The 17,825-nt window shown below is 65.3% G+C and carries 15 protein-coding genes; 3 read left to right on the top strand and 12 right to left on the bottom strand.

Annotation, left to right across the window (positions count from 1 at the left end; translation table 11 throughout):
• Positions 1-65: 65 nt before the first annotated feature.
• The 3 genes from MYCSP_RS16690 to MYCSP_RS16700 form a co-directional block, all read right to left on the bottom strand.
• Positions 66-1,241 (bottom strand): ferredoxin reductase, encoded by a 1,176-nt coding sequence (locus MYCSP_RS16690; RefSeq protein WP_407661557.1) that lies wholly within the window; start codon positions 1,239-1,241, stop codon positions 66-68.
• 158 nt (positions 1,242-1,399) lie between these two features.
• The gene (locus MYCSP_RS16695) at positions 1,400-1,900 is read right to left on the bottom strand and encodes a DUF6912 family protein (protein ID WP_083013621.1); all 501 of its coding nucleotides are present in this window, start codon (positions 1,898-1,900) and stop codon (positions 1,400-1,402) included.
• Between the two features lie 5 nt (positions 1,901-1,905).
• Positions 1,906-3,315: a WS/DGAT/MGAT family O-acyltransferase gene (locus MYCSP_RS16700; RefSeq protein ID WP_070909573.1), complete on the bottom strand. Its 1,410-nt coding sequence runs from the start codon at positions 3,313-3,315 to the stop codon at positions 1,906-1,908.
• A gap of 166 nt (positions 3,316-3,481) precedes the next feature.
• On the opposite strand from MYCSP_RS16700, the gene MYCSP_RS16705 reads away from it, so the two are divergent.
• Positions 3,482-3,952 (top strand): Rv3235 family protein, encoded by a 471-nt coding sequence (locus MYCSP_RS16705; protein WP_070909572.1) that lies wholly within the window; start codon positions 3,482-3,484, stop codon positions 3,950-3,952.
• A gap of 9 nt (positions 3,953-3,961) precedes the next feature.
• Here MYCSP_RS16705 and secA read toward each other — a convergent pair whose 3' ends face one another.
• Together secA and MYCSP_RS16715 are read right to left on the bottom strand one after the other, a co-directional pair.
• Entirely contained in the window at positions 3,962-6,760 is a 2,799-nt protein-coding gene (gene secA, locus MYCSP_RS16710) for a preprotein translocase subunit SecA (RefSeq protein ID WP_088414425.1), read from the bottom strand.
• Positions 6,761-6,887: 127 nt separating this feature from the next.
• Positions 6,888-7,286: a PaaI family thioesterase gene (locus tag MYCSP_RS16715; protein WP_070910059.1), complete on the bottom strand. Its 399-nt coding sequence runs from the start codon at positions 7,284-7,286 to the stop codon at positions 6,888-6,890.
• Positions 7,287-7,433: 147 nt separating this feature from the next.
• Between MYCSP_RS16715 and MYCSP_RS16720 the strand changes: the two genes are divergently transcribed.
• Positions 7,434-8,771, top strand: coding sequence for an aminotransferase-like domain-containing protein (locus MYCSP_RS16720; protein ID WP_088414427.1), 1,338 nt, complete (start codon positions 7,434-7,436; stop codon positions 8,769-8,771).
• Positions 8,772-8,832: 61 nt separating this feature from the next.
• Here MYCSP_RS16720 and hpf read toward each other — a convergent pair whose 3' ends face one another.
• From hpf to MYCSP_RS16740, 4 genes are all read right to left on the bottom strand, one after another.
• Positions 8,833-9,438 carry a ribosome hibernation-promoting factor, HPF/YfiA family gene (hpf, locus tag MYCSP_RS16725; protein ID WP_407661706.1) on the bottom strand — a complete coding sequence of 202 codons (606 nt, stop codon included), beginning with the start codon at positions 9,436-9,438 and terminating at the stop codon, positions 8,833-8,835.
• A gap of 371 nt (positions 9,439-9,809) precedes the next feature.
• A complete protein-coding gene (locus MYCSP_RS16730; RefSeq protein WP_088414429.1) occupies positions 9,810-10,433 on the bottom strand; it encodes a ComF family protein in 624 nt (207 codons plus the stop codon).
• 36 nt (positions 10,434-10,469) lie between these two features.
• Entirely contained in the window at positions 10,470-11,162 is a 693-nt protein-coding gene (locus MYCSP_RS16735; protein ID WP_083013625.1) for a TetR/AcrR family transcriptional regulator, read from the bottom strand.
• Positions 11,163-11,175: 13 nt separating this feature from the next.
• Positions 11,176-11,610 carry a hypothetical protein gene (locus MYCSP_RS16740; RefSeq protein ID WP_083013680.1) on the bottom strand — a complete coding sequence of 145 codons (435 nt, stop codon included), beginning with the start codon at positions 11,608-11,610 and terminating at the stop codon, positions 11,176-11,178.
• Positions 11,611-11,735: 125 nt separating this feature from the next.
• Here MYCSP_RS16740 and MYCSP_RS16745 point away from each other — a divergent pair, with 125 nt between their 5' ends.
• Positions 11,736-13,685 (top strand): acyl-CoA dehydrogenase family protein, encoded by a 1,950-nt coding sequence (locus MYCSP_RS16745; protein ID WP_083013626.1) that lies wholly within the window; start codon positions 11,736-11,738, stop codon positions 13,683-13,685.
• Here MYCSP_RS16745 and lpqB read toward each other — a convergent pair.
• The 3 genes from lpqB to mtrA are packed head-to-tail and all read right to left on the bottom strand — an operon-like array spanning position 13,682 to position 17,822.
• Entirely contained in the window at positions 13,682-15,433 is a 1,752-nt protein-coding gene (lpqB, locus tag MYCSP_RS16750) for an MtrAB system accessory lipoprotein LpqB (protein ID WP_167346518.1), read from the bottom strand. The genes MYCSP_RS16745 and lpqB overlap by 4 nt on opposite strands.
• Positions 15,433-17,139, bottom strand: coding sequence for an MtrAB system histidine kinase MtrB (gene mtrB / locus MYCSP_RS16755; RefSeq protein ID WP_088414433.1), 1,707 nt, complete (start codon positions 17,137-17,139; stop codon positions 15,433-15,435). Before mtrB ends, lpqB begins: the two co-directional genes overlap by 1 nt.
• Positions 17,136-17,822: a two-component system response regulator MtrA gene (gene mtrA, locus MYCSP_RS16760; RefSeq protein WP_070909563.1), complete on the bottom strand. Its 687-nt coding sequence runs from the start codon at positions 17,820-17,822 to the stop codon at positions 17,136-17,138. Before mtrA ends, mtrB begins: the two co-directional genes overlap by 4 nt.
• Positions 17,823-17,825 lie beyond the last annotated feature (3 nt).

Here is a 17,825-nt window from a genome sequence, read left to right on the forward strand (position 1 = left end):
CCTTCGCGGTTCGTGCGCCTACGATAGCGTAACCTACGGCACCGTAGGTTACTAGACCGTTAACCTCACACGTCCAGTACGCAATCCCCCGATGCCGCAGAGACACAGGTCTGAATGCGAGTTCCCGGCTCGTACTCGGCCCCCGTGCGCAGGTCACGGGCGTGCCCTTCCACCAGCGACACCACACAGGTCTGGCAGATCCCCATCCGGCAGCCGAAGGGCATCTGCACCCCGGCCTCCTCCCCCGCCTCCATCAGCGAGGTCGCCGCGTCCGCCGCACGCTGCTTGTCGCTGCGCGCGAACGTCACCAAACCGCCCTGCCCGTGCGGCGCGGCGCGTGAGACCGCAAACCTCTCCAGGTGCAGCAGTTCGGCCAGACCGGCATCGGCCCACGTCCGCTGCGCGTCGTCGAGCATGCCTTCCGGCCCGCACGCCCAGGTCTGGCGCTGCGCCCAGTCCGGCACCTCGGCGCCCAGCGACGAAAGATCCAGACGCCCTTGAGTTTTCGTTGTCCGCAGGCGGTAGTGATACGACGGGTGCGCCTCGGAGAATGCCGCCAGTTCGCCGGCGAACATCACGTCGCCTTCGGTGGGCGCCGAGTGCAGGTGCACCACGTCGGGCAGCGGTAGGCCCGCCGCCGCCGAGCGCCGCACCAGGGTCCGCAGCATCGACATGATCGGAGTGATGCCACTGCCCGCGGTCAGGAACAAGATCGCCGGTGGCGCAGGGTCGTCGAGCACGAAGTTGCCCTGGGGCGCGGCCAGCCGCACGATGGTGCCGGGTTCCAGGCCGTTGACCAGGTGAGTCGAGAGGAATCCCTCCGGCATCGCCTTGACGGTGATGGTGATCGTGCGCCCCGAACCGCCGGCGTGCACGGGTGCCGATGTCAGCGAGTAGGACCGCCACCGCCACCGGCCGTCGATCAGCACGCCGATGCCCACGTACTGGCCGGGGTGATAGTCGAAGTGGAAACCCCAGCCCGGCTTGATCTCCAGGGTGGCGGAGTCACTCGTCTCCTTGCGTACGCTGACCACTCGGCCACGCAGCTCCCGGGCCGACCACAACGGGTTGGCCAGGCTCAGGTAATCATCCGGCAGCAGCGGTGTGGTGATGCGAGAAGCCAAGCCACGCAGAATGTTTACCGTCGCATGGCGCGACTTGGGTGCGCCCGAAGCGGACGCGTCGAGCCAGGAACCCAGTTTCACAGCCGATGACCTTCCCTTGACGAAGGAGATGCCCACTCAGACGTAACCTACGCTACCGTAGGTTACTGGCCGGAAACAGGCCAATCGCGGAGCCGAAGTGGGCTCCGCATCCGCGCGCCGAGATGACATTCATGCGGGTGTTTTCCGAGTGCACACCCGCATGAATGTCATCTCGGCGTGGATTTCAGCGGGCCTCACAGCAGGTCGAGCAGGAACGGCAGTTCCTGCGTCGCGTACCAGGCCAGATCGTGGTCCTGCGCATCCCCGACCACCAGTTCGGCGTCCTCGTCGCCAAGATCGGCGGCATCGATCACCTGGGCCGCCCGCACCACATCCGGCTCGGCCTGCGCCAGGTCGACGTGTGCGGCCACCACCGCGGACATCGGCACCACACCCGCCAGCCGCACCACCGCATCGTCCAGATCGGGCCGCAGCTTCGCATCCTCGGTATCGGCGACCAGCACCGCCCGCCGCGCCGGCAGCCCGTCGTCCCCGTCCTCATTGGCCAGCAGCCGCAGCGATGCCAGCGCCGCCTCACGCATCGCCACCTCGGACAGCTCGTCCTCGTCACCCGCGGAGTAGGCCTCACGCAGCGCCGGCGTCACGGCGAACGCAGTGCCGTTCACCGGCCGCAGCTCGCCGTCGGCCACCAGTCCACGCAGCATCGACAACGTCACCGGGATGTAGACCTGCATAGGCATTACTGGGCCGCCTCCAACAATTCGTCGAGCGCCTCGGTGATCAGCACCGGGAGCATGTCAGCATCGGGCATCGCTTCACGGTCGGCGTTGATTCCGTAATACACGACACCGTTATATGAGGTCAGTCCGATGGACAACACCTGATTACGCAACAGCGGAGGCACCGGGTAGATCTCTGCCAGCCTCGCCCCGCCCAGATACATCGGCGCCTGTGGCCCTGGCACATTCGTGACCAAAAGATTGAACAGCCGGTTCGGCAGCGTCGTCGCGACCCGGGCCGCCAACGCGTGCAGGGTCGGCGGAACAAACCCCGAGAGCGCCGCCATGTTCGGCACGTCTACCAAACTGAATGCCGCGGAATGCGATTCGGTGGCATGGGCGATCTGCGACAGCCGCACAACGGTGTTGCCCTCACCGACGGGAAGGTCGACGAGGAACGGCGACACCTCGGTGGTGGCCGCCCCCTCGACACCCACTTCCAGGTCGCCGTCCCGGTAGACGGACATCGGCACCATCGCCCGAATGGTGGAAGCCGTGGTCACCGGCTCTCCCCTGCTCATCAACCAATTGCGCAGTGCCCCAGCGATCACCGCCAACACCACATCGTTGACATCGCAGTCGTACTTGGCGCGCACCCGCCGATAATCGGCCAGCTTCGTGGTCACCACACCGAATCGCCTGCTGCGCGACACACGTTGGTTCAACGGCCCGCGCGGAGCCGCGCCGCGGGCCGCCGTGCGCACCACCTTGACCATGCGCTCACCCAGCTCGCCGATCTCGCCCGTCAGCGACGCGACATCGGCGACCGCGCCGCGCACGGCCTCCAGGCGAGCACCGGGACGTGCCAGCCATTCCGAGACCGCGCCGGCGATGAGCTCGTTGGTGCTCGGCTCATGTTCCGGAACCCAGATGTCCTCTCCGAAGTCCGGGGTACGGGCTGTTCTGTCGAACAAAACCTGCCCGAGCTCAAGGGCGGATTGACCGTCCACCAGAGCCTGATGCGTCTTGGTGTAGATGGCCAGACGGTTCTTGGACAACCCCTCCACCAAATACATCTCCCAGAGCGGCCGCGACCGATCCAGGGGCCGAGATGTCAAGCGGGCCACCAGATCTTGCAACTGCCCCTCGCTACCCGGAGACGGAAGCGCCGAGCGTCGAATGTGGTAGGTGATGTCGAAGTCGACGTCGTCGAGCCAGACCGGGCGGGCCAGCCCGAAACCGATCTCCTTGACCTTCTGCCTGTAGCGGGGAACCTGTGGGAGACGACTCTCCACCAACGCGAGCAGCTCCTCATAGCTGAAGCCACCGCGAGGCTTGCGAATGATCGCCAGCGAGCCGACGTGCATCGGCGTCGAGCTGTCCTCGCTGGAGTAGAACGATGCGTCGAGCGCGGACAACCTGCTGACCACTATCCGCGCCGCCTTCCCCTAGAAGAATCTCGCCACTTGCACCCAGCGGCGCCGCTGGGCCAAACACTACCCTGGCGCCCAGGACACCGGCTGTGCGATCATGAACGGCATTGATCTGCGTCTCTCCAGCAGAGCAAATGAGGGGGCTCATTCACTGGAGGGGAAAATGTCTCATCGCTATGTCACTCGGGTAGCCGACTACGAACCGGCGCCGGTGCTGGCCAGCCTGCCGGCGGCCTGTCATGCGCCGCGGCCAGCGAGGTTGCACCAATCACGGGCCCGGCCAGCGGGTATCGAACGTCAAGCACATCTACGCGAACCATCTCCGCCACCTCAGGCCGTTGCGTTCGCCGATGCGGCAATGCGCCGCGTGCTGGAAGTCATGGACCGGCGCCGGCCCATCGCGCAGCTGCGCCCGTTGCTTGCCGACGGGCCGCTGAGCGCGGTGATGGCCCGGTCTTCTCGCACACCGGCCACCACTGCCGCGCGGCTCAGCAAGATCAGGGTGCGCCGTTGCGGCGACGCCGCCGCGGAGATCTTCGGGACGTTCCAGCGCGGCGGACGCGTCAAGGCATTCGCCGGCCGGATTCAATCCGTCAAGGGCACCTGGCAGGTGGTCGCCTTGCAGCTCGGCTGACGCCAACCGCTAGCGCTTGCGGCGCGACCGCGTGGGCTTGGAGGTGCGGCCCGCGTTGCGGGCCGCTTCCCGGCGCTCACGCCGTGTGCCGCCGCCCGAGGTGGTGGCCCCGCCGCCCTCATGCCGGGACTGCGCCGAACCGTCCTCGGCCGGGCCCGAGTAGGTCAGCTCCGGAGTCGACTCCTCGAGTCCCTTGGCCCGCAGTTCTCCCTGCGCGGCCTGTGCTGCGGCAGAAGCGAATTCGGCCAGGCCCTCGGGTGCGGCCTGCGGAGCGACGGTGCCCGCTGTGTCTTCCGCGGGCGACGTTACCTCGACGTTGATGTTGAACAGGAAGCCGACCGACTCCTCCTTGAGTCCGTCGAGCATCGCGGTGAACATGTCGTAGCCCTCGCGCTGGTACTCCACCAGCGGGTCGCGCTGCGCCATGGCGCGCAAGCCGATGCCCTCCTTGAGGTAGTCCATCTCGTACAGATGCTCGCGCCACTTGCGATCGATCACGCTGAGCAAGATGTTGCGCTCCAGCTGGCGCATCGAGCCCTCACCGGCAAGCTGGTCGATCTCGGCTTCCCTTGCCTTGTAGGCGTTCTTGGCGTCATCGAGCAGGGCGGCCTTGAGATCTGCGGGGCTCAGCTCGTCGGCCTCGCCGTACTTGTCGGACGCGATGAGCTCCTCGGGCTTCACACTCACCGGGTATAGCGTCTTGAGCGCGGTCCACAACGCGTCGAAGTCCCAGTCCTCGTGGTAGCCATCGGCCGTCGCGCCGTCGACGTAGGCGGCGATGGTGTCGGTGATCATCTCCTCGATCTGGGGCTGCAGATCCTCACCCTCAAGGATGCGGCGGCGCTCGGCATAGATGACCTTGCGCTGCTGGTTCATCACCTCGTCGTACTTGAGGACGTTCTTGCGGACCTCGAAGTTCTGCTGCTCGACCTGAGTCTGCGCACTCTTGATGGCGCTGGTCACCATCTTGGCTTCGATCGGTACATCGTCGGGGACGTTCATGCGCGTCAAAATCGTTTCCAGCGCAGCACCATTGAAGCGACGCATCAACTCATCACCCAGCGACAGGTAGAAGCGGGACTCACCGGGGTCACCCTGACGTCCGGAACGCCCACGCAGCTGGTTGTCGATACGCCGCGACTCGTGACGCTCGGTGCCCAGCACGTACAGGCCGCCGGCCTCCTGGACCTCCTTGGCCTCGGTCTCCGCGGCGTCCTTGAACTTCTGCAGGGTCTCGTCCCAGGCCTCTTGGTACTCCTCCGGCGTTTCCACCGGGTCCAGACCCTGGTCCCGAAGATGCTTGTCCGCCAAGAAGTCCGGGTTACCACCGAGCACGATGTCGGTACCGCGACCGGCCATGTTGGTGGCGACCGTGATGGCACCGCGGCGCCCGGCCTCGGCGATGATGCCGGCTTCCTGCTCGTGGTACTTAGCGTTGAGCACGTTGTGCGGAATGCGCCGCTTGGTGAACTGCCGCGAAAGGTATTCGGAGCGTTCCACACTGGTGGTTCCGATGAGGACGGGCTGCCCCTGCTCGTACCGTTCCACCACGTCGTCGACGACGGCGATGTACTTGGCTTCCTCGGTCTTGTAGATGAGGTCGGACTGGTCCTTGCGGACCATCGGCCGGTTGGTGGGGATCGACACGACACCCAGTTTGTAGATCTCGTGGAGCTCGGCCGCCTCGGTCTGAGCGGTACCGGTCATTCCGGAGAGCTTGTCGTAGAGACGGAAGTAGTTCTGCAGGGTGATGGTGGCCAGCGTCTGGTTCTCGGCCTTGATCTCCACCCGTTCCTTGGCCTCGATGGCCTGGTGCATGCCCTCGTTGTAGCGGCGGCCCAGCAGCACGCGACCGGTGAACTCGTCGACGATCAGCACCTCGCCGTCGCGCACGATGTAGTCCTTGTCGCGGGTGAACAGTTCCTTGGCCTTGATCGCGTTGTTGAGGTAGCTCACCAAGGGTGAGTTGGCCGCCTCGTACAGGTTGTCGATGCCCAGCTGATCCTCCACGAACTCGACACCCAGCTCGTGCACGCCGATGGTGCGCTTGCGGATGTCCACCTCGTAGTGGGTGTCCTTGTCCATCAGCGGCACGATCCGGGCGAACTCGGTGTACCAGTTGGATGCGCCGTCGGCCGGGCCCGAGATGATCAGTGGGGTCCGGGCCTCGTCGATCAGGATCGAGTCGACCTCGTCGACGATGGCGAAGGCATGCCCGCGCTGCACCAACTCGTCGAGCGAATGGGTCATGTTGTCGCGCAGATAGTCGAAGCCGAACTCGTTGTTGGTGCCGTAGGTGATGTCGGCGTTGTAGGCGTCGCGTCGCTCTGCCGGGGTCATCTGCGAGAGGATCACGCCCACCTCAAGACCCAGGAAGCGGTGCACGCGGCCCATCCACTCCGAGTCGCGCTTGGCCAGGTAGTCGTTGACGGTGACGACGTGCACACCCTTACCGGCCAGGGCGTTGAGGTATGCGGGAAGCACACAGGTAAGGGTCTTGCCTTCACCGGTTTTCATCTCGGCGACATTGCCCGCATGCAATGCGGCGCCACCCATGATCTGCACGTCGAAGTGCCGCTGGCTCAGCACCCGCCAGGACGCCTCGCGGGCGACCGCGAATGCCTCGGGCATCAGGTCGTCGAGGGTTTCGCCCTTTTCGAGGCGTTTCTTGAACTCGTCGGTCTTGGCCTGCAGCTCGGCATCGGAGAGCTTTTCGACGTCATCGGACAGGGTGTTGACGTAATCGGCCACGCCCTTGAGACGCTTGACCATGCGACCTTCACCAAGGCGCAGCAACTTCGACAGCACGTCAATAACCCCTGTACTCGTTAGGACTTGCACAAACGTTCGATGCTCGCGCAAGCGGCTCATCCGTCAACAGCCGAGTCCCATCGTAGGCGCACGCCCCACCGAGCCGTTTCGGGTACGACCTCGACTATCGGCCAGCCGCCCGGTCACCGCGCAGCGTCATGACGGTGCTGGTCACCGTGGCCACCGTCTTACCGTCGCCTCTGGTCACGTCGCAGGCGTAGTGGGTGATGGTCCTGCCCGAATGCGTGGGGCGGGCGGTGGCGATCAAGGTGTCGGCCCACACCGGCCGCAGGAACGCGGCGCGGATATCGATGCTGGTAAACGTCTCTCCGGGGGCCATCAACGTGGAATGGGCCGTTCCGATGGCGGCATCGGCCAACTCCACCAGGAACCCGCCATGCACGGTGCCCTGCTGATTCCCATGTCGGGAGGGATCGACATCCACCCGCACCACCGCGGCGCCCGCCTCGACGGCAACGATCCCGAAATCGAGAAATTTCGAGATGGCGGTCGGATACCGCATATGGGTGGTGTCGCCGGGTGTCGAGGTACCGGCCAGCTGTCGCCGCAGAAATTCCAGTACCGGGAGGTCCGTCATCGTCACGGCTCGACGGTAGGCACGTAGATTGATGCAATCAACAAATTGTCCTAACCACGATCGGGAGGCCGGGTGCGCGTTCGACGTCACGCCACCGTCGCCGATGAGCTGGCTGTGCAGATCCGGGCCGGCGCGATGCCCGCAGGTACTCGGCTACCCACCCATCGCGCGCTGGCGCGTCGATACGGCATCGCGGTCGCCACGGCCAGCAGGGTGTACCGCGACCTGACGGCCGCCGGACTTGTCGTCGGGGAGCCCGGACGCGGCACCTTCGTGCGGGACCTCAGCGGTTTCACGGGACCAGAGCCCATCCGACTGACGACGGGACAGCGCGTCGCGGACCTGTCCTTCAACCAGCCGCTATCCGCGGGACAGGACGACGACCTGCGACAGGCCCTACGCGGATTGGCCGGCGAGGGCGACCTGACCAGCCTGCTGCACCAGCAGCCGCCGGGTGGGCGCGACCGCGATTGCGCGGCGATCGCCACCTACCTACTTGATCGCGGGATCGACGTTGCTCCGCGCGGCGTCCTGATATCCGGCGGCGCCCAACAGGGTTTGGATACCGTGCTGACGGCTATCGCCGAGCCGCGCACGGTCGTCGCCGTCGACGCGCTCACGTACCCGGGCATCAAGCTGCTGGCCAGCGCCGGGCGGCTGGATCTTGCCCCGGTACAGAACCACGCGGCCGGGATGGACCTCGACCACCTCGAATGGCTATGCGGCCGGCGGCCGATCTCCGTGCTGTATCTCATTCCCACGCTGCACAACCCGTTGGGATACATCCTCACCGCGAGTGCCCGCGAACGCATTGCGGCCTTGGCTGACCGGCACGACTTCCTCATCGTCGAGGACGCCACATACGCGTTCCTGGAGCCCGAGGCTCCACCGCCCGTGCAGACCTTCGCGCCCGAGCGGACCTTCTATGTGGGCAGCATGTCGAAGAACCTGGCCTCCGGGCTTCGGATCGGATACATCGTCACACCGCTCGCCCACCGCCCGGCGCTGATCCGGTCGCTGCGGGCCACCAGCTGGGGCGCCTCGACCATCGCCAGCGCCCTGACCACGCGCTGGTTGACCGACGGCACCGCGGCACGGCTGGAGACACTGCGCCGCGACGATGCCCGCCAGCGCCAGTCCGTCGCGCGCACCGAGCTGATGGGCCTGGACTATCAGGCTCATCCCGGTGCGTACTCGGGTTGGCTCGTGCTTCCCGACCAGGTGCGCAACGACCTGGTTGCCCGTGAGCTCGCCGAACTGGGGATCATGGTGTCGACAGCGGCCGCCTTCGCGACCACACCGCACGCGCCGAACGCATTACGGCTCGCGTTGGCCACCCCGAACCTGCCGGATCTCACCGCCGCACTGCGCCAAATCCGAACGGTGGCAGCGGAATCGATCCCGATATGAGAAATCCCCGCCCCGGTCGCGAAACCGGTGCGGGGATTCTCTGCGCGGATGACCGCGCGCCCTACTCCCCGAGGCGTATCAGGCCATAGTCGTACCCGTGCCTGCGGTATACCACAGACGGGCGACCTGAGGACTCGTCATGAAACAGGAAGAAGTCGTGCCCGACCAGTTCCATCTCGTAGAGCGCGTCGTCCACCGTCATCGGCTTGGCCGGGTGTTCCTTGGTCCGCACGATGTGTCCCGGGCCCTGCCCGTCATCGACCTCGGCACCGTTATGACTATGTGCACCGTTCACCTCGGCGGGCGGCGTGAAGGCGTCGGCCGGGAGCACCTTGGTGGCCTCGGCAAGCGATACCGGCGTCTTGTCTCCATAGTGGACCTTGCGGCGATCACGACCTCGGCGCAGTCGGCTTTCGAGCTTGGCGACGGCGGCTTCGAGTGCGCTGTGGAATGTGTCGGCACATGCCTCGCCCCGGACAACCGGCCCCCGGCCCCGCGCGGTGATCTCCACGCGCTGACAGCTCTTTTTCTGGCGACGATTGCGTTCGTGTTCGAGTTCTACATCAAAGAGGTAAAGGGTCTTGTCGTAACGTTCCAGACGGGTCAGTTTGTCGTTCACAAAGATTCGGAAGTGATCGGGGATCTCAACGTTACGGCCCTTGACCACGACATCGGCTTGGGCCGTCCGCTCCCCGTCCTCGAGTGCAACGGATGCCTTTGATGTGCTTGACAACTCATACCTCCGTACTGAGAGTGCGCTTACGCTCAATCCATCCGCTAGGGACTAAAGATATTGGCGGCGCGCATGTTTGATATTTGAAGTACGCCGGAGTCGCCTGAAACGCTGAGACGGCAGCCCGCCGGCGCTGGGGTGGGCAATCACCTCCTCCGCCGTATGGGACGCAGGCGTTCCACGTCGGTGGGCGGTCAGACCGCCCGAACGCGAAACGTTCATAGCTTGTTGGCCCCGACGGTAGTCCGTGTTCACGCGCCTTGCCACCGATTCGTCAGAGTCGTTTCGAGATCGTCATCCGATTTTTAGGAGTACGTCAGCGTCAGCACGGCGGCGACTGGAAATCCTGCCGATTTCAATACTCTGACCGATTCGGCAACGGTAGACCCGGTGGTCACGACATCGTCGATCACCACCAATTCGGTATCCGGCCGTGGCGTTCTGCGCAGCGCGACCCGTCCGGCCACGTTGTGCTGCCGGTCGGAAATGGACAGTCCGACCGAATCTCGCGCACCCAGCCTCATGCGCAGTAAGGATGCGACACGCACCCCCGGAATCTGTGTGGCAACCGTGGCCACCGCGGCCACCGGATCTCCACCACGGCCCCGCGCCGACATCCAGCGAGTAGGAGCCGGGACCAGCGTCACCGGTCGCTCCACCAGCTGCCAGCGCAGCAGCTGATCCACTCCCCGCGCGAGCGCCATCCCCAGCGGAACAGTGAGATCGCGGCGGCCGCGGTCCTTCATCGTCACGATCGCCCGCCGCCGCACACCCGCGTATCGGCCGAGTGACAGCACGGGCACACCGGGGTCGACCCGCGTGGTCACCACCACCGGCTCCCCGGTGAACGCGCACGCGCAGTCCTGGCACCAGCGGGTCGACGGCGCCCCGCAACCACCGCAGGCCAACGGCAACACCAGATCGAGCATGCGATCACTGTGCGCGCGAGGTCCGACAGGCCGACGCTAGAGCGCCGCGACCAGCGCCTCGATTTGCCCCCGGTCCAGCACTTCGACCGTCCCGTCGGGCAGTCCGAGGATTCGGTCGGTGGCAATGCCATACAGCCGCTGACGCATCACCGCGGCGTCGATCGCCTCCGTTCGCGCTCGCGCATCCGGTGCTGCGGTGATCCGTTGCACGGTGACACCCATGTTGGCTGCGAAGCCCTGAATCATGTCGCCGACGCCTTCGGGATCGAAGGTCTGGAACACTCCCTCGGCGACTCCAGTCGCGATCACCTCGGTGAGCACGGGCCGAAACTTGTCCTCCCAGATCGCCGAGATCCTGCGCAGCAGCGCCTGATTCTCCGGCCGCAACATGGACGCCATCGCCGCGATGCTCTCGGGCGCACCGAGCGCCATCTTGACCTCGTAGCCGGCACGCAGTCCGGCGTTCAGCCGCTCCAGCGCACCCTTTTCCACTTCGGTGAAGACCGGGCTCAACGACTCGAATGCCTGATGCGCGCTGCGTTCGGATAGCGCGTCGACCAGCGCCTCCTTCGAGGAAAAGTAGTGGTAGAAAGCACCTTTGGATATCCCGGAGGTCGCGATCAGATCATTGAGGCTGACCTTGTCGTAGCCGCGTTCGAGGAACAGCGCCATCGCCAGGTCGAGCAGCTCGGTCCGGCGCACCTCCGGATGCTTCACCACACGCGGCATAGTCGGTATTGAATCAGTCGCCGATCGTGGGCTTCTTGATCCAGCCGACGTACGTCAGGTACAGACCGACGACGGCCATGAACAAGAAGAACACACGGACGGGCCCGACCGCGGGCACCGAGGCGTCCACCCCCTTGTGCATCAGCTGAGGAAACGCCAGTAGGACGAATCCTCGCAGCGCCAGGAACCAACCGAACAACGAGACGATCACCGGCGCGAGCCCTTTCCAGAACTGATGGAACGCGATGATCATCAACCCGCAGAAGAACAGCAGGGCACCGAATAGCCATGACCACATCGGGTCCGTGAAGAAGCTGTCACCCAGAAAGCTCAGGTCCGCCGCACGCACCGCGATGATCGTGGTGACCGTGGCGACAAATGGGCCGATGACCCGCGCGAAAGCACGCGTGCGCTGGACCGGATCGACCGTGGTGTGCGCCGTCGACATGTCGCGGTCTCCTTTCACGAGTCTGAATAGACCATTGGTCGGTATGTTAGACCACTGGTCGGTAAATGCAAGTGGCATGCCGCAGAACGCCGAGCGGCCGGGCCGATCTGACTAGGCTCGGAATCATGGAGACCCGGACAGCACCCGCCGATCCCGAAGTTCTCACCTCAAATCTGCGCGTCGCGCTCGACGGACGATTCGGTCCGATCCGTGACGCCGCACGCGAATACCTGAACCGCGCCGACCTGCTACCCGAGCCGTCGCTGACCCTTGAGGAGGCACGGGCGCGATCGCTGCGCATCATGCGTGAGCTGGTTCCACATGGCTTGCCGCACGCGGGATTCCGCAAGGAACACGGCGGTACCGGCGATGTCGGGGCGGCCATCGTCGGCATCGAAATGCTCGGCTACGCAGACCTGTCGCTGATGGTCAAGGCGGGTGTGCAGTGGGGCCTCTTCGGTGGCGCGATCGAAAACCTGGGTACCGCGGCACACCATGAGCAGTATGTGGTCCCGCTGATCAACCTCGATGTGCTCGGCTGCTTCGGAATGACCGAGACCGGCCATGGCTCCAATGTGCAGGCCCTGCAGACGATCGCCACCTACGACAGCCAGACCGGCGACTTCGTTCTCAACTCCGTGGGCTCGCTGGCACGCAAGGACTACATCGGCGGCGCCGCCGAGCATGCGACTGTGGCAGCGGTTTTCGCGCAACTCGTCACCGGAGGCCCCGGCGAGGAAGCCACCGGCCGCGGTGTGCATTGCTTCGTGGTACCGATACGCAGCGCCGACGGCAAGGACCTGCCGGGCATCACCACCAGCGACTGCGGCTACAAGGGCGGGCTCGCCGGTGTCGACAACGGGCGCATCGTGTTCGACAACGTGCGGGTGCCGAGGGCCAATCTGCTCAACCGATATGCCGACGTCGCGCAGGACGGCTCCTACAGCTCGCCCATCGAGAACGAGAACAAGCGATTCTTCACCATGCTGGGCACCCTCATCCGCGGCCGGGTGAGCGTCGCCGCGACCTCGGGCGCGGCCGCCCGCAAGGCGCTGACCATCGCGTCGCGCTATGCCTTGGTGCGTAAGCAGTTCGACACCCCCGACAGTGACGACGAGGTGATCATCGCCGACTACCTGGTGCATCAACGCAAGCTGCTGCCCTTGATCGCACGGTCGTACGCGCTCGCGTTCGCACAGAACGAACTGACCGAAGAGCTGCACGAAGTGCAGACCGCCGACGAGGTTGATGCGGACCGACAACGTCAGTTGGAAAGCGCAGCAGCGGGTTTGAAGGCGATGACCAGCTGGCATGCCCAGCACGCCATCACCGTGTGCCGGGAGGCGTGTGGCGGTGCGGGGTACCTCGACGCCAACCAGCTCACCATTCTGCGGCGCGATATCGACGTCTTCACCACCTTCGAGGGCGACAACACCGTGCTCACCCAGCTGGTGGCCAAGGAGCTGCTATCGGCGTACGCAGAAGATGTACGCGGCCTCAATGCCGTTGGGTGGACCCGGTTTATCGCGGGCATGGCCCGCGACGTCATCCTGGAACGCTCCGCGGCGCGACAGGTCATCCAGACCATTCTGGATTCCTCCGACGAGGACGTCGAAGAATCCGATCTCAGCAATCGCGGTACTCAACTTCGCCTGCTGCGCAATCGCGAGGATCATCTGCTGCGTACCGCGGCGACCCGAATGCAACGTGCCCAGTCTGACGACGAGGATCCCTTCGAGGTCTTCAATTCCGCGCAGGACCACATCCTCAAGGTCGGCTCGGCGCACACCGAACGGGTGGTATTGGAAGCGTTCATCGAGGCCATCGACAGCTGCGACAGCAAGTCCGCGCAGGAGCTGCTGGAAAAGCTGTGCGACCTGTTCGTCTACAGCGCGCTCGAAGCCGATCTGTCATGGTTCTTGATGCACCGGCATGTCTCGACAGAACGGGCCAAGGCAATCCGGCGCGGTGTCAACCAGTTGTGCGAGGAGCTGCGTCCACATCTTCGGACCTTGGTGGATGCGTTCGGAATTCCCGAGGCACTGCTGGCCACGGAGATGATCCCCGACAACTAACCCGTCAGCACCGGAATCGCCTGGGGCACCATGAGCGGCCGCACCTCGACCCATCGCTCCTCCGGTGTCCCCAATCCGGTCAGCTGCAGCACGCCGCGCGCGTCGGCGATGTAGATCGCCGCCGGCGAGGCGGCCACAGTCGACACCGGCGTCAGGAGATTCTGGTCGTTCAGATCTGAGTTCACTCCGTCGAGGTTCACATTCGCCACCGGATGCGACCCGTCGTTGCGGGCCACCGCGATATCGTCACCGGTCCGCCAGGCCAGCGACACCGCCGAGTTGCCGAGGCCATAGCCCAACCGGCGCGGATGCGCCAAGGCGTAGTCGCCGCTATCGGTCTGCACAACCGTCGCCAAGATCACCTGGCCCTCGATGATCATCGCGGCGCGAGTGCCGTCCCGGGACAACGCCAATTCGGTGATCGGGCCCTTGTACTTCTCCGCCACCGCCGACGGTTCGACGGGCAACACCGCCACCATGGATGTGGTGGCCTCCTGGATTATCCGAACCACGCGGCCGCCGTCGATAACCGTCCACACCGCATCGTCGAGCGCCCAGCTGGGACGGGTCAGCGTCTTGCCCCCGACCGCCTCACTGCCGTTCGCGCCGTTGGCACCGACCCAGAGCGACATCTGCGGATCGTCCCCGGCCTGCACCCGAACCACCGACGCCACCTGACGCCCACTGCGCGACAGCGCCGCCGAAACCTGGTTTCCCACTTGGCCAAAAGATCCACGCACGGGCACCGCGGCATCGCGGTCCACCGTCACCATGGACCCGTTCAACAATCCGTAGAGACCCACCCCCGCGCCCTCCGACGCGCCGGGGTCCGTCGACGCGACATTCTGTGTGCTCCAGCCCTGCGCGAACTGCTCGTCGAGGGGCGCACCGTTGACCTGCAGGACATACGGCCCCGCGATACCCGCCCGCGAGAGCGTCCAAATCACCTGCGCCGCAAGGAATTGCCGGGTCCGCTGATCGGGCGTCAGGTCGCCCTCCAGCTCCACACGCACGCCGCCGTATCCGCGGCCCACATCGACCCTGCTGCCGTCGACACGGGTCACCGGGCCGCGCAACCGCAGGCCGTTCAGATGGTTGCGCACCGCCCCCGCGAGCTCGGGACGCGGACCGGACAAGAGTTTGTACACGAGTTCGGTGGCCAACAGATCAGGATCGTTGACCGCCACATACCGCGGATCGGGCACCACCGTGCGACCGGCCGGGTCGGCGAAATAGACGGTGTACCGACGATAGGTGGACTGAAACTGCCCCCAGTCGAGCAGTACCCCATTGGGCAGCGAATCGATCCGCCATTCGCCGTTGGCCTTCACCAGCGTGAACTGTGGGTCTTGGACGTCACCCTGAGCGGTCTCGAAGACCCCGATGTCGGACAGGGTGCCCAACTTGTTGGCGCGCACATTGATCGTCCAGCGATCGACACCACGCTGGTCGGCAAACACCGGCGACTCGATCAACACCGCAGCCCCCGCGTCATCCCAAGTCCGCGAGCCGGATTCGGTCAGGAACTGGCGGGCCGCGCGATGCCTGTTCGACGGGTCCGCGGTCGCCTTCAAGAATTCGCGCAGCACCGTTTCGGGCTCCATACCCGGTGTGGGCGCAGGCATTCCCGGCGGTGCCGGGCGTTGCACCGTACCGATCGCCTGTGGCGACGACGAGGACGGCACACCGGCGCAGCCGGTGATCCCGAGCACCACCACGGCCAAAACGATGGCCATCTTGCGGCGCATCAGGACGACTCCCGCACGCGGTCAGCCTTGGCACTCGAGGTGCGCATGGGTGTGGTCTCCTGCTCCCCCGGGTGAACTCCCCGCGAAGTCGACCGGCGCACAGCAGGACTCGGGCGGCTATTCGGGTTCAGCGGCAACGGGCTGGTGGTCACCTTGTGCCCGCGGACCAGGGGCACCGTCAGACGGAACAACGCCCCATTGCCCGGTTCGCCCCAGGCCTCCAGCCGCCCCTGATGCAACCGGGCATCCTCGACGCTGATCGCCAGCCCCAGGCCGGTGCCCCCGGAATGACGCTTGCGCGACGGATCGGCACGCCAGAACCGGTTGAACACCAGCTTTTCCTCACCCGGCCGCAAACCGACCCCGCGGTCTCGCACCGTGACGGCCACACTGTCGATATCGGCGGCCATCCGGATGGTGACGGGCTTGCGCTCGCTGTGGTCGATCGCGTTGGCCACCAGGTTGCGCAGGATTCGTTCCACGCGACGGGGATCCACCTCGGCGATGATCTCGCTGTCCGGCATGTCGAGCTCGACAGTGGTGTCCAATTCGTCGGCCAGATGCTGCACCGACGCCACGACGGTCTTGACGGTGTCGCGCAGATCCACCTGCTCCACCGCCAGCTCGGCGACACCGGCGTCGTGTCGCGAGATTTCCAGCAGATCGGCCAGCAGCGTCTCGAAACGATCAAGCTCGTTGACCATCAACTCGGCGGAACGCTGTAGCGCCGGATCGAGCTCTTCGCGGTTGTCGTAGATGAGGTCGGCCGCCATCCGCACCGTGGTCAGCGGTGTACGCAGTTCGTGGCTCACGTCAGAGGTGAAGCGGCGCTGCAGGTTTCCGAACTCTTCCAGCTGGGTGATCTCGCGCGACAGACTCTCCGCCATGTCGTTGAACGACACCGCGAGCCGGGCCATGTCGTCCACACCGCGCACGGGCATGCGTTCGGATAGATGCCCCTCGGCGAACCGCTCGGCGATGCGTGAAGCCGAGCGCACGGGCAGCACCACCTGACGGGCGACCAGCAGGGCCGCCGCGGCCAGCAGCACCAGTAGCACCACACCACCGGTGACGATGGTGCCCCGCACCAGGGAAATGGTGCTTTCCTCGTTCGACAACGGGAACACCAGATACAGCTCGAGCGCGGTGACCTTGGACGTCGTCGGCGAGCCGATGACCAGTGCCTTTCCCGAGAAATTCTCGGTATGGACGGTCGAGTACTGGTAACTGACCTGGCCGGCCTTCACGAATTCGCGCAGTGGACCCGGAATCTGGGTCGCCGGCCCTGCCGACGTCGCCTCCCGCGGACCGTCACCGGGCACCAGCAGTACCGCGTCGAACGCCCCGGCGCCGCCGCCTTCGGAACCCTTGCTGCCGTTCAGCAGTTGGTTTCGAGCCAGCTCCAGACTGCTCTGTAGTGAACGGGTTTCCTCGCCGCCGACATCGTCACTGACGATGACCCGCGCACGTTCCATCTCCTCGGTCGCCACCCGGATCTTGGATTCCAGGATGCGATCGGTCACCTGGCCAGTGAGCACGAATCCCAGAACCAGGATGACCAGGGAGGACAGTGCCAAATTGGACACCACCACCCGCACCTGCAGGGAACGGCGCCAGGTGAACCCGACCGCTCGACTCAGTGCCTTCAGTCCGCGTACCAGTGGTGCCGATCGCCGCTGAATGCGCCGCTTCGAGCTGAAGATCACGGGGGTCCGGCCTTATATCCCACTCCTCGAACGGTCAACACCACGGTCGGATTCTCGGGGTCCTTCTCGACCTTCGCCCGCAGACGCTGCACGTGGACGTTCACCAGCCGGGTGTCGGCCGGGTGACGGTAACCCCACACCTGTTCGAGCAGCACATCACGAGTAAACACCTGGCGCGGTTTCCGTGCCAGCGCCACCAGCAGGTCGAACTCCAGCGGGGTCAGCGAGATCTGCTCGCCCTCGCGCGTCACCTTGTGCGCGGGCACGTCGATCTCGATACCCGCGATGTTCAGCAGCTCAGCGGGCTCGTCGTCGTTGCGCCGCAGCCGGGCCCGGATGCGGGCGACGAGTTCCTTGGGCTTGAACGGCTTCATGATGTAGTCGTCAGCGCCGGACTCCAGGCCCAGCACCACATCGACAGTGTCCGTCTTGGCGGTGAGCATGACGATCGGGACGCCGGAGTCGGAGCGCAACACCCGGCACACGTCGATGCCGTTCATCCCGGGCAGCATCAGGTCCAGCAGCACCAGGTCGGGACGCAACTCCCTGACTGCGGTGAGCGCCTGGGTACCGTCGCTCACGACTGCCGTCTCGAAGCCCTCCCCGCGCAACACGATGGTGAGCATCTCTGCCAATGACGCGTCATCGTCGACAACAAGGATCCTTTGCCTCATAGATCCCATCGT

This window comes from Mycobacteroides saopaulense (genome assembly GCF_001456355.1).
GTDB lineage: Bacteria > Actinomycetota > Actinomycetes > Mycobacteriales > Mycobacteriaceae > Mycobacterium > Mycobacterium saopaulense.

What these genes read in the sequence shown, in the direction of transcription:
- MYCSP_RS16695 (WP_083013621.1), bottom strand. Translation starts at nt 1,900, where the DNA reads ATGCAGGTCTACATCCCGGTGACGTTGTCGATGCTGCGTGGACTGGTG.
- MYCSP_RS16705 (WP_070909572.1), top strand. Translation starts at nt 3,482, where the DNA reads ATGTCTCATCGCTATGTCACTCGGGTAGCCGACTACGAACCGGCGCCG.
- MYCSP_RS16715 (WP_070910059.1), bottom strand. Translation starts at nt 7,286, where the DNA reads ATGCGGTATCCGACCGCCATCTCGAAATTTCTCGATTTCGGGATCGTT.
- MYCSP_RS16730 (WP_088414429.1), bottom strand. Translation starts at nt 10,433, where the DNA reads ATGCTCGATCTGGTGTTGCCGTTGGCCTGCGGTGGTTGCGGGGCGCCG.
- MYCSP_RS16735 (WP_083013625.1), bottom strand. Translation starts at nt 11,162, where the DNA reads ATGCCGCGTGTGGTGAAGCATCCGGAGGTGCGCCGGACCGAGCTGCTC.
- MYCSP_RS16740 (WP_083013680.1), bottom strand. Translation starts at nt 11,610, where the DNA reads ATGTCGACGGCGCACACCACGGTCGATCCGGTCCAGCGCACGCGTGCT.
- MYCSP_RS16745 (WP_083013626.1), top strand. Translation starts at nt 11,736, where the DNA reads ATGGAGACCCGGACAGCACCCGCCGATCCCGAAGTTCTCACCTCAAAT.
- lpqB (WP_167346518.1), bottom strand. Translation starts at nt 15,433, where the DNA reads ATGCGCCGCAAGATGGCCATCGTTTTGGCCGTGGTGGTGCTCGGGATC.
- mtrA (WP_070909563.1), bottom strand. Translation starts at nt 17,822, where the DNA reads ATGGGATCTATGAGGCAAAGGATCCTTGTTGTCGACGATGACGCGTCA.